The organism is Campylobacter curvus, from assembly GCF_013372125.1.
Taxonomy (GTDB): domain Bacteria; phylum Campylobacterota; class Campylobacteria; order Campylobacterales; family Campylobacteraceae; genus Campylobacter_A; species Campylobacter_A curvus.
In genome coordinates this window covers 1,430,374-1,445,350 of sequence record NZ_CP053826.1, presented here as the reverse complement: position 1 = coordinate 1,445,350, position 14,977 = coordinate 1,430,374, and the positions used below count along the sequence as shown (strand labels likewise).

Genomic DNA, 14,977 nt, shown 5'->3' with positions numbered 1-14,977 from the left:
CCTAAATTTGAAATTTCAAACGACCGAGCGCTCTTTTAAAAGCACGTAAAGCTTGATGGTCGAGAGGAAAAACGTAACGATCGCAGGTCCAAGTATGAGCCCCCAAAAGCCAAATGTGGTGATGCCTGCTATCATCGCGAAAAATATCAAAAGCTCGTTGATCTTAGTCGGGATCTTTACTAGTTTGTCGTTTATAAATTTGATCACCAGCGGCTTTAAAAACGTATCGGCGATGACCGAGATCACGATGATCGTATAAAGCGCGATGACGATAGCACCTGTAGCATTGCCGTTTGCGAGCTCGTAAAGGCTGATAGGCGCCCAGGCTAAGACCCCGCCCACTACCGGGATGAGCGACATGAAGGCAAACAAGATACCCGTCAAAAAGCCATTATAGTCGTAGATGATCGTGATGAAGGCAAACAAAAGCCCTTGCAAGATCGCGTTTATGATGATAGAGTAAAGCACCACGCTCATCACGTTAGCCATCTCGCTTAGTATAAAGCCGCTCTCGCTCTCTTTCATCGGAAGCGCCTTTTTCATATAAATGACAAGCTCGTTGCCATAAAGGATCGCAAAAAAGAAAAATACGAGGATGAAAGCGACATCGGCGATAAATTTCGCACTTAGTTTGCCTAAATTTGCAAGGTTTGTCAAAATGTTGGCTGTGATTGCTTTGATGTCGACCTGAGCGATGAATTCTTTAAATTTCGGCTCTAAAAACTCGATCGATGAAGGCAGCGCGAAGTTGTAGTTTTTGATGTAATCTATCGTGCCCGTTATGTTGTTCATATTAAAGGTCGAAGCGTATCTGGTAAGCTCGATCACTGCGTATAAAAAAGGCGCGATGAAAAGTGTGAACAAAACTGCCGTCGTGAGTGCGGCCGAAAGCGTTTTGCGCTCTTTTGTGAGCTTTAAAAACAGCACATTTATGTTTGAAGTGGCTACGGCTAAAAGTGCAGCGATGAAGAGATCTAGTAAAAACGGCTTAAACAGATAAATCACGAGCGAGAGCGCCACAAATATAAAGATACCAAAGAAAATTCTGCTGTTACTCACCATCAAAAAGCCCTTTTGTTCGGTTTAGTTTTATTTTAAAAGTCTCGAAGCATTTCTCGCTTGCGATGCGCCCCTTTGCCGTGCGCTCGATAAAGCCGTTTGCCAGCAAATAAGGCTCGATGACGTCCTCAACCGTGCCCTCGTCCTCGCTAAGTGCCGCAGCGATAGTGCTAAGGCCTAGCGGACGGCGTTTGGCGTCAAGTAAAATTTCAAGATATTTTATATCCATCTCGTCAAACCCGAGCGAATTTACGCCAAGTGCGTTTAGCCCCTCTTTTGCGCGTTCGTGAGAGATCATGGCCTCGTCATTGACCTCGGCAAAGTCGCGGATACGTTTTAGCAGCCTTAGCGCTATGCGAGGCGTGGCCCTAGCGCGTTTTGCTATCTCTAGGGCGGCTGCCTTGTCGCACTCTTTGCCAAGCTTTACAGAGGCTATCTGGATGATCCTACTAAGCTCGGCGGTGCTGTAAAACTGAAGCCTAAAATCCATCCCAAAGCGATCTCGTAGCGGCGCGGAGATCATACCGGCACGCGTCGTAGCGCCGATGAGCGTAAATTTCGGCAGATCGATCTTTATCGTTTGCGCTGCGGGGCCTGAGCCGATGATAATGTCGAGGCGAAAGTCCTCCATTGCAGGGTAAAGCACCTCTTCGATCGCGGGGCTTAGGCGGTGGATCTCATCGATAAAGAGCACGTCGCCCTCTTGTAGGTTTGTTAAGATCGCCGCCAGATCGCCGCTTTTTTCTATCATCGGGGCTGCGGTCATTTTTATACTGACAGCCATCTCGTTTGCTATGATGTGTGCGAGCGTGGTCTTGCCAAGTCCGGGAGGACCGTAAAAGAGCACGTGATCCAGGCATTCGCCGCGCTTTTTGGCGGCCTTTATGAAAACGTCTAAATTTTGCTTTATCTTCTCCTGCCCGATGTAGTCATCAAAGCTTGAAGGGCGCAAAGATACTTCAAATTCGCTCTCGAAACTTACTTTTTCGATCTCGACTATCCTGTCCATTTTTATCCTAAATTTTAGTTTTGGCCTGAATTTACGCTCTATTTTGGCAAAGTATTTTAAAGCCTCAGCAAGCCCTAATTTTTCACTTCATTAGCGCTTGCGACGTTCACAAGCGTCCCCTTGGACTCTAAAGCAGACGCGAAGCGCTCGTTTGACACATCAACACTTTTAAAAATAGAGCCTTATTTTAAACTAAAAGGGCTAAATTTAAAGCCATATCTTAAATTTCGCCAGTTTCCAAGCTCTACACGCGCCTTTGCCTTGCAAAATTTATCTAAATTCACGCAAGGTCAGCCTTTATATGAAAATTCCTCGCTTGGGAAAATTCTATTTTTGACCTCGTTTGCGTATGTTTGCACACTTTGTCTGACGAGCTCGGCGCCGTTTAGGTATCTTTTGGCAAATTTTGGCTTAAAATCCTCAAAAAACCCGAGCATATCGGACCACACCAAGACCTGCCCGTCCACATCCGCGCCAGAGCCAATGCCGATGACCGGCACGCTCACGCTATCTGAAATCTGCTTTGCGACGCTGTTTATCGTGCCTTCAAGCAAGATAGCAAACGCGCCCGCTTGCTCGATCGCTTTGGCCTCATCCATCAGCCTCTTTACCTCGGTTTCATCGCGGCCTTTTATCTTAAACCCACCCTCAAATTTCGAAAACTGCGGCATGAGCCCGATGTGCCCCATCACGCTTATACCTTCCTCGCAAAGCCTTTTTATGATAGCTGTGTTTTTCATCCCACCTTCGATCTTTACGGCATCTGCTTCGGTTTGTTTAAAAAATTTCATCGCGTTTTTTAGAGCCGACCTTTCGTCGCTGTAACTGCCAAAAGGCATATCGGCCAGGATAAACGAGCTTTTAGCCCCGGCGCAAACGGCCTTTGTGTGATAAAGCATCATTTCCATCGTGGCGCTTATCGTCTCTTTTTTTAGATGAAAGCTCATATTTAGGCTATCGCCGACTAAAATGATATCGGCGTAATCATCGAAAATTTTGGCAAAAAGCGCATCGTAGGCGGTCATCATGACTATCGGCTCGCCTTTTATCTTTTTGTTTTTTATATCGTTTACCGTGAGTTTTTTCTTGTCGTTTGCCATAAAATGCCTCGAAATTTATATAAAAAGTTTTTAATTTTATCAAAATTTTGCTACAATTGCTAGAATTTCTTAGGGGACGTAATGATGGGTATATTAAAAAGGCTGGAGATAGATTATTCGTATGATATAGTTGAAGAATTTCTATCGCACTACTCTTTGATGTGCGATTTGATGGAGCCTTTGATAGTAAATTTAGCTAGAAACGACAAATATAAAAACAATATCCAAGAACTTTTTAGGATCTTTCATAACATCAAATCCGCTGCCGGTTTCATGCATCTTGATCCTATCCTCAAGCTGACGACGCTTGCGGAGGAGGTCTGCGAGGAGGCTAGAGTCCTAAACGGGCCTGCGAATGATGATTTCATCGACTGGCTCTTGATGGTGAGCGATCAGTTTGAAAAATATAGACAAGATGTCGAGCATGACGCGGAGTATTTTAGCGTCCTTGACCCGCTCATCATAAATATCCCCGAAAAGCTTGACTAAAATTTTAAAAAGTATTACAATAGCCCTCCTTTGATATGGGAGCGACTTGGCTTCGACAGGAGCAGAGTGGCTACGGTGGCATGTCGCTTTGAGCAAAGCGTAAAAAGCTCAAACTAAATTTAAACGCAAATAACGTTAAATTCGCTCCTGCTTACGCTAAAGCTGCGTAAGTTCAGTTGAGCCTCGCCCTTTTGATACTATCTAAGAAAGTATGCGAGTAACCCCAGATAGAGTAGGCGTGCGTCCTGACGAGGCGTGAGCTGAAATTTCGTCTTAGTTTAGCCGTTCGTTTTGGAAAGTGAGCGTGGCTAGATGAAATTTTCACTTTTGCTAAACATGTAGAGGCTGTGGTTGTTTTGTTTTTGGACAGGGGTTCGATCCCCCTCGCTTCCACCATTTCTTAAAAATCTCACTTGGTCTTACTTTGAAATCTAAATTTTATTATCCTGCTTTCAAGAGTTACTTTTCTACACATTAATATAAATAAAATTTTAATACAGCAAAACAAAATCGTGACATTTTTTGAAAATGACAATCAAATATAATCGATATAAAAAGATATACTTAGACCTCATCTTGCCGTTAGAATTTTAAATTTTAAAATACCCAAAGAGATTTAAATTGATTTGCCTTGTCATAAATCAAAAAAATTAATTAATTTAAATAAGTCGTAAATAAGTTTCTCGTCGTTAAGATACGCGCAAAAATGCAACTTTAAGATTGTAAGGAGAGAAGATGAATCGACGAGATTTCATAAAGTCAGCCGCTGCTAGTGCCGCCTGTGCTAGTGCGGGTATCGCTATACCTGCAAATTTATCTGCGGCGAGCGAAGCTGAAAAGGGCTGGCGCTGGGATAAGGCTGCTTGCCGTTTCTGCGGGACGGGCTGTGGTATCATGGTCGCTACAAAAGAGGGCAAGATAGTAGCCGTCAAGGGTGACCCGGAAGCACCGGTAAATCGCGGACTAAACTGTATAAAGGGCTATTTTAATGCCAAGATCATGTATGGCGAGGACAGGATCACGCACCCGCTTTTACGCGTAAATGAAAAGGGCGAGTTCGATAAAAAGGGTAAATTTAAGCAAGTAAGCTGGAAGCAAGCCTTTGACGTGATGGAGGCTCAGTTTAGAAAGGCCTATGACGAGCTTGGACCTCACGGAGTGGGCGTTTTGGGCTCGGGACAATACACCATCCCTGAAGGCTATGTAGCCTCTAAGATGATGAAAGCTGGCTTTAGAAGCAACAGTATCGATCCAAATGCTAGACACTGTATGGCAAGCGCAGTTGCAGGATTTATGCAAGTTTTTGGTATAGACGAGCCATCGGGTTGTTTTGACGACATAGAGCTAACGGACACTATCGTAGCTTGGGGTGCAAATATGGCCGAGATGCACCCGATCTTGTGGGCCAGGGTAAGTGACAGAAAGCTTAGCGATCCCGATAAAGTAAAGGTTGTAAATTTAAGTACCTATTCGACCAGGACTTCAAATTTGGCCGATATCGAGATTATTTTCTCTCCGTCTGCGGACCTTGCGATCTGGAACTACATCGCTCATGAGATCGTTTATAACCACCCTGAAATGATAGACGAGGAATTTGTTAAAAACCATTGTGTGTTTACGACCGGACCTGTGGATATCGGATACGGACTGCGCCCTGACATAAAACATAAAAAATATGATCAAAGCGAACTAGATACCGCTGCGACAGAAAAATCAAAAGTACTTAGTGAGGCAGAGGGCGTGACCCTATCTTACCTTGGCCTAAAAGCCGGCGATACGATGGAAAATAAAAATACAGCCACAGCTGGCAATCACTGGCACATAAGCTTTGAAGAATTTAAAAAAGCCCTTGCGCCTTATACGCTGGAATTTACCGCTAAGGTCGCAAAGGGCGATCCAAACGAAGATATAGAGGAATTTAAAGGCAAGCTAAAGGCTCTAGCCGATCTTTACATCGAGAAAAACCGCAAGGTCGTGAGCTTTTGGACCATGGGCTTCAACCAACATCAGCGTGGCACCTGGGTAAATGAGCAAGCTTATATGGTGCATTTTTTACTTGGCAAGCAAGCCCTCCCTGGCTCTGGAGCCTTTTCTCTCACCGGTCAGCCAAGCGCGTGCGGTACGGCTCGCGAGGTAGGAACATTCATTAACCGCTTGCCTGCTGATATGGTGGTGAATAATCCAAAACATAGAGAAATCTCAGAAAAAATTTGGAAGCTTCCAGCAGGAACGCTAAACGGCGTACTGGGCTCTCACTACGTAAAAATGATGCGCGATCTAGAAGACGGCAAAGTGAAATTCATCTGGGTTCAGGTAAATAACCCTTGGCAAAACACCGCAAATGCAAACCACTGGATCAAGGCTGCTCGCGAGATGGACAACTTCATCGTCGTAAGCGACCCTTATCCAGGAATTTCTGCAAAAGTAGCTGACCTTATCCTCCCAACTGCGATGATATATGAAAAATGGGGAGCATACGGCAATGCCGAGCGCAGGACGCAGCACTGGAGACAGCAAGTGCTACCTGTGGGCGAAGCGATGCCTGATATCTGGCAGATGCTGGAATTTAGCAAACGCTTCAAGCTAAAAGACGTTTGGGGCGAGAAAAAGCTAAACGACAAGGTGACTCTGCCAAGCGTCTTGGACGCTGCAAAAGCCATGGGATACAGCGAGGAGGATACGCTGTTTGACGTACTTTTCGCAAACGAGGAGGCAAAGAGCTATCCTGCAAACGATCCTATAATGGAAAATTTTGACAACACCGAAGTCTTTGGCGACAAGCGAGGAGTCATCGGCTCGGATGGTAAAGAATTTAAAGGATATGGCTTTTTCGTTCATAAATACCTTTGGGAAGAATACCGAAAATTTGGCCTCGGACACGGACACGATCTGGCTGATTTTGACACCTATCACAGGGTGCGCGGGCTTAGATGGCCGGTCGTCGATGGCAAAGAGACGCAGTGGAGGTTTAACACCAAATTCGATCCTTACGCTAAGAAGGCCGCTCCAAACGATAAATTCGCATTTTATGGCAACAAGGCCGCAGCCCTTCCAAGCGGCGATCTAAAAGGCGTGACTGACAAAGAAAAAACTCCGCTTACGAACAAAGCTAAAATTTTCTTCCGCCCTTACATGGATCCTTGCGAGATGCCAAGCAGCGAATATCCGTTTTGGCTATGCACCGGCCGTGTGCTCGAGCACTGGCACTCAGGCACGATGACTATGCGCGTTCCTGAGCTTTATAGGGCCGTCCCCGAGGCGCTTTGCTATATGCACGAGCAGGACGCTGCAAAGCTAGGCGTGCTTCAAAACGAGATCGTCTGGATCGAGTCTCGCCGTGGCAAGGTCAAAGCCCGCGTAGATCTAAAAGGCAGGAACAAGCCGCCTGTCGGGCTCATCTACGTGCCGTGGTTCGATGAGAACGTGTTTATAAACAAAGTCACGCTTGATTCGACCTGCCCGATCTCTAAAGAGACAGATTATAAAAAGTGTGCGGTTAAAATTTACAAGGCTTGATCTTGCAAAATTTAGATTTAAAAAATAGACGTGAAGTACTGAAATTTGGGCTTAAGGCCTTGGCCCTGGCGGCTGGAGGCGGCTTTGTTTGGAGACAAGCCACACAAGCTGCCCCTTTGGTACTTCTTCGCCCACCGGCAGCCAAACCTGAAAAAGAATTTATCGCAAGCTGCATACGTTGCGGTCTTTGCGTGCAGGCCTGTCCGTTCGATACTCTAAGCCTAGCCAAGCTTGGCGATGGCATAAGTGCGGGCACGCCGTTTTTCAGGCCGCGTGAAATTCCATGCTATATGTGCGAGGATATCCCGTGCGTGCCGGTTTGCCCGACCGGGGCGCTAGATGTAAATTTAGTCAGCACTGACGGCAAGCTCGATATAGAAAAGGCCAAAATGGGCGTCGCAGTCGTGGATATGAAAAACTGCGTGGCTTATTGGGGCATACAATGTGACGCTTGCTACCGAGCCTGTCCGCTACTGGATAAAGCCCTTTACCTCGAGTATAAGCGCAACGAACGCACGCAAAAGCACGCATTTTTGCTGCCGATCGTAGATAGCGACGTCTGCACGGGGTGCGGGGTATGCGAGCGCGCCTGTATCACGCAAAAACCCGCCATCGTGGTCTTAAACCGCGAGGTGGCTCTGGGCGCAGTAGGCGATAACTACGTAAAAGGCTGGGTCAAAGAGGACGAGCGCCGCGTCGATGAGGCCGATAGCACGATAAAACTTGACAGTAAAAAAGCGACTGATTATCTAAACGGCGGGGAGTTGTGATGAAATTTCTTATTTTACGTAGGATCACGCAGATATCGATCTTGGCGCTCTTTGTCATCGCGAATTTCTACGGCGTCAAAATTTTAAGCGGCGATCTAAGCTCGTCGATCGTTTTTGGCAAAGTGCCTTTAAGCGACCCGTTCGCGGTTTTGCAGATTTTCATCGCAGGCCTTAGCGTAAGCGTAAATGCCGTGATCGGCGCGCTCATCGTCTTTGCCTTTTACGCTGTTATCGCGCCTCGCGTCTTTTGCTCGTGGGTTTGCCCGGTAAATTTACTGACCGATATCGCCTTCAAGCTGAAAAACAAATTTGGCTTTAAGGGCGAGCGGATGCTCATAATGAGTAAAAATTTACGCTATTTCATGCTCGTGCTAAGCCTTGTGCTATCCTTTATGCTGGCTCAGCCGGCGTTTGAAGCGATAAGCTACATCGGCATCATCCAGCGCGGCGTGATTTTTGGCGCTAGTAGCGCTATCGGCGTGGCTATCGGCATCATCGCTTTTGACGTGTTCGTAGCGGGACGCGGCATCTGCGGACATCTTTGCCCGCTCGGAGCGTTTTGGGCGCTAGCGTCTAAATTTTCGCTCATTCGCGTGAGGCACGACGAAGAGGCCTGCACTAAATGTATGAAATGCAAGCTGGTTTGTCCCGAGGTGCAGGTATTAGGCCTCATAGGCAAACAAAGCGGCTTTGTAAGCTCTAGCGAGTGCATAAGCTGCGGACGCTGCATAGATGTATGCGGTGACGAGGCTTTGAAATTTAGTATTAGAAATTTAAGGAGAGAAAAATGAAAATGAAAACAACGGTGCTGTTGGCGCTTGTAGCGGCATTTCTAGCTGCCTGTGCGATTTCAGGCAGCAAACTCAGCGATAGCCAAATGGGCTTTAGGCATATCGACTTGCTTGACGAGAGCAACGTCACGCTAAAAGACATCAACTATACAAAAGAGCCTGCGGGCATGGCAAAGAGATTTGACCGATCGTTCGAGAACGCTCCGCCGTTCATCCCGCACGATACCGAGGGGCTAGTGCCTATAACCAAGGATCTAAATATGTGCGTGACCTGCCACATGCCTGAATTTGCCAAAGATAGCGGTGCTACGCCGATCCCTGCATCACATCTTTATGATATAAGAAACAAAAAAGATTTAGCCGGACAGCTTGATGACGAGCGCTACGTCTGCACGACTTGTCACGTCGAGCAACAAAGCGGCATAACGCAGCTCGTTGGAAATAAATTCAAGCCCGAATTTCGCGACTCAAACGGTTCTCACAAGTCAAATTTGCTAGACGTGCTAAATGACGGCGTCAAATGATGCAAACCAGACGCGAGCTGTTCAATAAAATTTTGGGTGCGGGCAAAACCGCTCCCAAAGCGATCACTCCTCCGTATTTTAGCGGAGAATTTGACTGTACGCTTTGCAATGCGCCTTGCGTGGGCGCGTGCGAACGCGAGCTTCTTAGCTTTGAGGACGACAAGGTGGTCTTTAAAGTTAAAAAGCTTGGCTGCAATTTTTGCGAGGCGTGCGCTATCGCTTGCGAGCAGGCAGGTCGTAAGAGTCTTGGGCTAAATTTCGCAAAATCCGTAAACGCCAAGGTGAGCATAGAGGTAAATTCCTGCCTCGCGTGGAACGGCACGATCTGCTACAACTGCCAAGACGCGTGTAAATTTAAAGCGATCGATTTTTTAGGCGTATTTCGCCCGATGATAAACGAGCGCTGCACGGGATGTGGCGAGTGCCTTGACGTTTGTTTTAAAAATTCACTGAAAATGGAGGCGCTGTGAGGGCGATATTTTTGATTTTGTGGCTGCTAAATTTTGCCTTTGCTCAGGTCATAAGCGAGCCTTTTAAGGTAGTGAGCGCTAGCGCAAACGTACTTGGCACGACGCTGATCGGCGACAAGCTTTATATCGCTACTGACGGCGGCACGGTCGAGATTTATAGCATAAATGACGGGAATTTTAGCGAGATCATAAAATTTGACGATATCAAAAGCTACGTGAGCGGCCACGAGAGGCCTAAAATTTTAAGCGTCGATGAGATGAACGGCAAAATTTTGATGCTTAGCGAGGCCGATTTTGGCGCTAGGACGCTTTATCTAAAAGACGAGGGCGGACTAAGGCCATATAAACTAAAAAACCAAGCCATTAAAAAGGCTCTGTTTTTAGATGAAAATGTCGTAGTTTTAGGCTCTATCAGTAATGAAATTTATTTCATGCGGCTAAATGACGGTGAAATTTTTGAGAGCTTTAAAATTTCGACCGCGATGCTTTCAGATATGGAGCTTAGCGAGGATAGAAGCACGCTCGCCATCGGATGCGAGAGCGGCAAGGTCTATTTTTATGACATCGCAGCCAAAAAAATGAAACAAATGCTTGACATCCACACCGATAATATTTACGACATATCCTATAAAAACGGCGCGCTGATAACGGGTGGCACGGACAGGATAGTGGGCGTCTTTAGCGGCGGGATGCTAAAAAAGATAGACGCGGGATTTTTAGTGTATGGCGTAGGACTTAGCAAAGACGGCAAAATAGGCGCTTATATGAGCGACGAGATGAGCGATGTAAGCCTCGTAGATATGGCGACTCTTAAGAATTTAGCTATGCTAAAAACGGGACAAAGTACGATAAACAGCATCGTTTTTATCGGTGATGATGAGATCGTCACGAGCGCGTATGAGAAAAATTTGCTATTTTGGAGGATAAAATGAATATCTCAAGCCTTATAATATATCTGAAAGATAGCTCGAAAAATGCCGCTGTGCAGCAAAATTTGGGCGAATTTAAAGAGTGCGAGATAGCCGCTGCTCAAGATGACAAAATAGTCGTGGTCGTAAGCGCAAAAGATATCGACGACGAGATACGAATCTTTAAAAATATCGAGGCGATAGAGGGCGTAGTCGGCGTAGTGATGGTGTATAGCTATCAAGAGGACGCTTACGATAACAAGCAAAAGCTGCAAATGCAGGGCAGGATAAGCGAAATTTTGACAAACGACGATATAAAAGCCGAGGATATAACATACGGCGGCAGCGTGAAGCATAAGGTCAAATAGAGATCTTTAAAACGGAGATTTTAGTCGTTTATGGTAAAAACGCCTTGAAATTTCAAGGCGTTTTAATTTAGTAGATCCACTTCACAATATCATTTAGGTCGCGGCGGTATTTTTGCGGTTGTGGGTTGATACGGTAGCCAAAAGGTATCATTATCGCGGCGCGTTGCTTTTTAGTGTCAAGCCCCAAAAGCTTATCCAGCGCCTCCTCGTCAAAGCCCTCCATCGGGCAGCTATCGATGCCTAGGCTAGCCGCTGCGGTCATCATATTTGCCGCCGCGATGTAGCACTGCTTGGCTGACCACTCATACGTGAGCTCGTCGTCGTTTTTAAAGCGTCCTGTCAAAAAGTCGTGATAAAATTTCGTCCTATCGCCCACTATATCCGGTGCTTTGTTAGTGCGCTTGGCGATGATGTCGCTGATGTATTTGCTACCGGGCTTGACCTCGGCGATCTTTGCTGCGATCACGACCAGGTGCGAGCATGAGGTCACTTGCACTTGATTCCACGAAATTTCGCGGATCTTTTGGCGTAGCTCTTTGTTTTGCACGATGATGAAGTCCCACTGCTCAAGCCCGGTCGAGCTTGGGCTTAATCTGCCCGCCTCCAAGATAAAATCAAATTCGCCCGCGCTTATTTTTTTATTTTCGTCAAAAATTTTGCACGCATGGCGAAATTTCATCGCTTCTAAAAAATTCATTGTCTCTCCTTTATAAAATTTTTAGGATCTGTTAAAATATTTCATTGACTTTTAGCTTTCAAAGCGAAGTCAAACCTTGTGAAGCGACGCTATCGCCGCCGATTTTTACTTCGTGCTACGCACTCGTAACGAGACTTCGCTACGAGGACAGGGAAGCGGTAGCTGAGCGCGTAAATCGTGCTACATGTTCGGCGCTTTGCGGAGCGAACAGGGTTTGCGAAGCAAGTGTCAATTTTATAACAGAGCCAATTTTTTTTAAAATGATACAGCTTTTAGCGTAAATAAAACCCGTTTATTTACCGCTGTAAGGCTCGGTCTTGTAGCCTTTTGAGATGAGCCCGCTCATGCCGCCGTCCAGGTTTGTTATATTGGCATCCGCGCTATCTGCGAGGTTTGCTGCAGCTAGGCTTCTGCGTCCGCTCCTGCAGATAAAAGCTACCGGTTTACTAAGATCAACGCCCGAGTCTTTTAGCTTGGCTAGAAATTTGCCTTTGTCATTAACTAGCGTAACTAGCTTCGCGCCTTTGATGACGCCGGTTTCTTGCCATTCGCTAGGAGTCCTCACGTCGACGATCTGTTCGAATTTCTCTACATTTTGAGGAGAGGCCTCGAGAGTTTCTATTTTGGCAAATGCTGCGCTTACGCAAAGCACGAGGCATAGCGTAAATTTTGAAATTTTGTTCATGATTATCCTTTTTTGATCTCGCGACGCTTAAAGTAGGCTCAAGGTCGCTCTTTGATCATATTTTGTAGGTTTTCTTTGATGTTGTCTTTTGTCAGATTTGAAATCTCGCTGAAAAATTTCCCCTCTTTATCGAGCAGATAGATCGACGAGCTATGTGCGATAGAGTAGTCTAGCGCGGAGTCTTTGAGCTGGACTTTTTTAAATTTCACCCCATAATGTTTCGTGACTTGGGCTAAATTTTTCATCTTGAGGCCGATCGAGTTTTTGTAAAAATTTTGCGCCATCAAGGTCAAATTTTCCGGAGTGTCGCGCTCTGGATCGAGAGTGACGAAGATAAGCTCGAAGTCATCGCGTTTTAGCGCTTCTAGCTGCTCGCCCAAAAGCGAGAGCGTCGTCGGACAAACGTCAGGACAAAAGAGAAAGCCAAAATATATGGCTTTGTATTTGCCGTCAAAATTTTTAAGAGTCACCTGACCGTTTGCGGAGTCGGCGGTGAAGTCGTATTTGTTTGGCTTAATGAGCAAAAACAAAGCCCCACCGCAAATGAGCAAAAATACCAAAAATCCAAACACCCTTTTCATCCGCTGCCTCCTAAATTTTAAGGTCAAAGTCTATGTGAAGCCCTATCTTAGAGCCTTTATCCGTCACGTCAAATCTATAACGCATGATATCGACCACGCAGGCACTAAGCACGACCTGAGCGACTAGATCGTCGCCTTTTTGCTCTAGCTTCGCGCGTATGACGCCCATGTCCATGTTTAATCCGTAAATTTCAAGACCGGGCTCTTTAAGGGCTAGCTTTGCGCCGCCAGTGATCTTTAAAGTGACCGGCCTCATCGCGTAGATCGGCTTTGGATTGAGCTCGAATTTCAGCTGCTCGCCGTTAAAATCCACAGGGCACGCGGCTTTGTTCATATCGCACGCCAAAGGCTCTAGCGTAGTGCTGAAATTTGCAAATTCAGGCGGATCGTCGCTGCTTGTCATAAAAAATTTATAACAAACCCAAAATAGCCCCGCCGCTATGAATAAAAACGAAAAAAGGACTAGGAACTTTTTCATTATTTGAAATTTTTAGTCACATTGATGCTGTCAAATTTCATCGTCTCACCGTTGCTAAATTTTAGCTCAAGATCGACTTTGTCGCCGTCTTTTAGAGGTTTATTAAGATCGATGAGCATGACATGAAGGCCGCCTGGAGCCAGCATCACTTCGCCATTTTTAGGCACGTCGATATCTTTTACCTGCACCATCGCCATCATACCATCTGCCATTTTATGAGTGTGCATCTCGGTGCTTTTGCAGACGCTTGATTTGACGCTAACTAGCTTTACATCGGCATTTGAGCTATTTTTGATATTCATAAAGATAGCGCTGTTGTTAGTGCCCGGTTTAGTGTCCCTGGCTCTGATGTTGTCGATGCTGATGTCGCCCGCAAATAGGCTCATACCGCCAAAAGCCGCGAAAATAGCCGCTAAAACAAATTTTTTCATATTTTTTCCTTTAAAGAGATTTGATAATAATTTTTAAATTATACAATCTAATGACCTAAATTTATGTTTAAAGGCGTGAAAAATATAAATTTTAAGCTATAATTACGGATTAAATTTCACAATTCGGGGTTTTGATTGAAAAAAATAATTTTCCCTTTTTTCATACTGGCGGCGAGCCTTAGCGCTCAAAATTACGAGGATATCTATCTTAAAAGCGGTGCTGGCGCCGTCATAAAGGCGATAGAGAAAAATGTTTTAAGTAAAGAATACTGGGCTAAAAGACTTGATGGCAAAGACGTAAAATACGGCTACTACGACAACGAGGTGCTGCTTGCGGTAGTCGATAAAACGGGCAAAAAGCTGGAAGTGCTTTCTTATGATAACGGCAAACTGGAACGCGTTTTTGATACCGGCGTGATAGTGGGCAAAAGCGGAGACAAGCTCTTAGAGGGCGATCTAAAAACGCCTGTGGGAGTCTATCAGCTTACGCGCAGATTTACGCCAAGCGACCCGTATCTAGGGCCTCTTGCCTTTTCGCTTTCGTACCCTAATTTACTCGATAAACTCGCCAAAAGAAACGGCGGAGGCATCTGGATACACGGCTATCCGCTTGACGGACAAAGGACGGACGAGCTAAAAACCAAGGGCTGCGTCGCGATGGAAAATGACATTTTGATGAAATTTGACAAGGTTATCGACCACAAAAAGACGCTGGCACTCATATACGAGGACGTGAGGCCTCAGACCAATGCAAGTGAAATAGCCGCGATCATATCGGGACTTTTTACATGGAAAAAGACATGGATCGAAAACGATATAGACAGCTATTTGAAATTTTACGATAAAGATTTCGCGCGCTACGACGGTATGAGCTTAGAAAATTTCAAAAGTATGAAAAAATCGATATTTGCACGAAAAGAGAGCAAGAGCATAGCGTTTTCGAATTTTCTCATCACGCCTTATCCGAATCTCAAAAAAGATAAGCTTTTTCGCGTGAGCTTTTTTGAGGATTATGCGAGCGCTACGCATAAATTTGCGGGACAAAAGACACTTTATGTCAAGCTTTACGGCAATGATATGAAAATTTTTATCGAGGAGTGA

The 14,977-nt window shown here is 45.6% G+C and carries 17 protein-coding genes and 1 other RNA gene; 10 read left to right on the top strand and 8 right to left on the bottom strand.

The window, feature by feature from the left end:
- Window positions 1-15: 15 nt before the first annotated feature.
- The 3 genes from CCVT_RS07090 to panB form a co-directional block, all read right to left on the bottom strand.
- Window positions 16-1,059 carry an AI-2E family transporter gene (locus CCVT_RS07090; RefSeq protein ID WP_026175424.1) on the bottom strand — a complete coding sequence of 348 codons (1,044 nt, stop codon included), beginning with the start codon at window positions 1,057-1,059 and terminating at the stop codon, window positions 16-18.
- Window positions 1,052-2,068, bottom strand: coding sequence for a Holliday junction branch migration DNA helicase RuvB (ruvB, locus tag CCVT_RS07085; RefSeq protein ID WP_009650569.1), 1,017 nt, complete (start codon window positions 2,066-2,068; stop codon window positions 1,052-1,054). Before ruvB ends, CCVT_RS07090 begins: the two co-directional genes overlap by 8 nt.
- Before the next feature lie 290 nt (window positions 2,069-2,358).
- Window positions 2,359-3,168 (bottom strand): 3-methyl-2-oxobutanoate hydroxymethyltransferase, encoded by an 810-nt coding sequence (gene panB / locus CCVT_RS07080; protein ID WP_018136176.1) that lies wholly within the window; start codon window positions 3,166-3,168, stop codon window positions 2,359-2,361.
- An 84-nt stretch (window positions 3,169-3,252) separates the two neighbouring features.
- On the opposite strand from panB, the gene CCVT_RS07075 reads away from it, so the two are divergent.
- From CCVT_RS07075 to CCVT_RS07035, 9 genes are all read left to right on the top strand, one after another.
- Window positions 3,253-3,657: an Hpt domain-containing protein gene (locus CCVT_RS07075; protein ID WP_011992552.1), complete on the top strand. Its 405-nt coding sequence runs from the start codon at window positions 3,253-3,255 to the stop codon at window positions 3,655-3,657.
- A 37-nt stretch (window positions 3,658-3,694) separates the two neighbouring features.
- Window positions 3,695-4,053, top strand: a transfer-messenger RNA (tmRNA) gene (gene ssrA / locus CCVT_RS07070).
- A gap of 339 nt (window positions 4,054-4,392) precedes the next feature.
- Window positions 4,393-7,173, top strand: coding sequence for a nitrate reductase catalytic subunit NapA (napA, locus tag CCVT_RS07065; protein WP_018136177.1), 2,781 nt, complete (start codon window positions 4,393-4,395; stop codon window positions 7,171-7,173).
- Window positions 7,174-7,175: 2 nt separating this feature from the next.
- Window positions 7,176-7,943 (top strand): ferredoxin-type protein NapG, encoded by a 768-nt coding sequence (gene napG, locus CCVT_RS07060; protein WP_009650525.1) that lies wholly within the window; start codon window positions 7,176-7,178, stop codon window positions 7,941-7,943.
- Window positions 7,943-8,734, top strand: a complete 792-nt coding sequence (gene napH / locus CCVT_RS07055; protein ID WP_018136178.1) for a quinol dehydrogenase ferredoxin subunit NapH — start codon at window positions 7,943-7,945, stop codon at window positions 8,732-8,734. Before napG ends, napH begins: the two co-directional genes overlap by 1 nt.
- Window positions 8,731-9,258: a nitrate reductase cytochrome c-type subunit gene (locus CCVT_RS07050; RefSeq protein ID WP_018136179.1), complete on the top strand. Its 528-nt coding sequence runs from the start codon at window positions 8,731-8,733 to the stop codon at window positions 9,256-9,258. Before napH ends, CCVT_RS07050 begins: the two co-directional genes overlap by 4 nt.
- Window positions 9,255-9,728 (top strand): 4Fe-4S binding protein, encoded by a 474-nt coding sequence (locus CCVT_RS07045; RefSeq protein ID WP_018136180.1) that lies wholly within the window; start codon window positions 9,255-9,257, stop codon window positions 9,726-9,728. Before CCVT_RS07050 ends, CCVT_RS07045 begins: the two co-directional genes overlap by 4 nt.
- Window positions 9,725-10,660 (top strand): WD40 repeat domain-containing protein, encoded by a 936-nt coding sequence (locus CCVT_RS07040; protein ID WP_018136181.1) that lies wholly within the window; start codon window positions 9,725-9,727, stop codon window positions 10,658-10,660. Before CCVT_RS07045 ends, CCVT_RS07040 begins: the two co-directional genes overlap by 4 nt.
- Complete coding sequence (locus CCVT_RS07035; protein WP_018136182.1) at window positions 10,657-11,004, top strand: chaperone NapD; 348 nt, start codon at window positions 10,657-10,659, stop codon at window positions 11,002-11,004. Before CCVT_RS07040 ends, CCVT_RS07035 begins: the two co-directional genes overlap by 4 nt.
- Before the next feature lie 67 nt (window positions 11,005-11,071).
- On the opposite strand, the gene CCVT_RS07030 is transcribed toward CCVT_RS07035, so the two are convergent.
- The 5 genes from CCVT_RS07030 to CCVT_RS07010 form a co-directional block, all read right to left on the bottom strand.
- A complete protein-coding gene (locus tag CCVT_RS07030) occupies window positions 11,072-11,701 on the bottom strand; it encodes an NAD(P)H-dependent oxidoreductase (RefSeq protein ID WP_018136183.1) in 630 nt (209 codons plus the stop codon).
- A 292-nt stretch (window positions 11,702-11,993) separates the two neighbouring features.
- On the bottom strand, window positions 11,994-12,386 hold the full coding sequence (locus CCVT_RS07025) for a rhodanese-like domain-containing protein (RefSeq protein WP_018136185.1): 393 nt from the start codon (window positions 12,384-12,386) through the stop codon (window positions 11,994-11,996).
- 38 nt (window positions 12,387-12,424) lie between these two features.
- Window positions 12,425-12,967: an SCO family protein gene (locus CCVT_RS07020; RefSeq protein ID WP_018136186.1), complete on the bottom strand. Its 543-nt coding sequence runs from the start codon at window positions 12,965-12,967 to the stop codon at window positions 12,425-12,427.
- 10 nt (window positions 12,968-12,977) lie between these two features.
- The gene (locus tag CCVT_RS07015) at window positions 12,978-13,445 is read right to left on the bottom strand and encodes a hypothetical protein (protein ID WP_018136187.1); all 468 of its coding nucleotides are present in this window, start codon (window positions 13,443-13,445) and stop codon (window positions 12,978-12,980) included.
- The gene (locus tag CCVT_RS07010; protein WP_018136188.1) at window positions 13,445-13,876 is read right to left on the bottom strand and encodes a copper chaperone PCu(A)C; all 432 of its coding nucleotides are present in this window, start codon (window positions 13,874-13,876) and stop codon (window positions 13,445-13,447) included. Before CCVT_RS07010 ends, CCVT_RS07015 begins: the two co-directional genes overlap by 1 nt.
- 135 nt (window positions 13,877-14,011) lie before the next feature.
- Between CCVT_RS07010 and pgp2 the strand changes: the two genes are divergently transcribed.
- Window positions 14,012-14,977 carry a cell shape-determining L,D-carboxypeptidase Pgp2 gene (gene pgp2 / locus CCVT_RS07005; protein ID WP_169765154.1) on the top strand — a complete coding sequence of 322 codons (966 nt, stop codon included), beginning with the start codon at window positions 14,012-14,014 and terminating at the stop codon, window positions 14,975-14,977.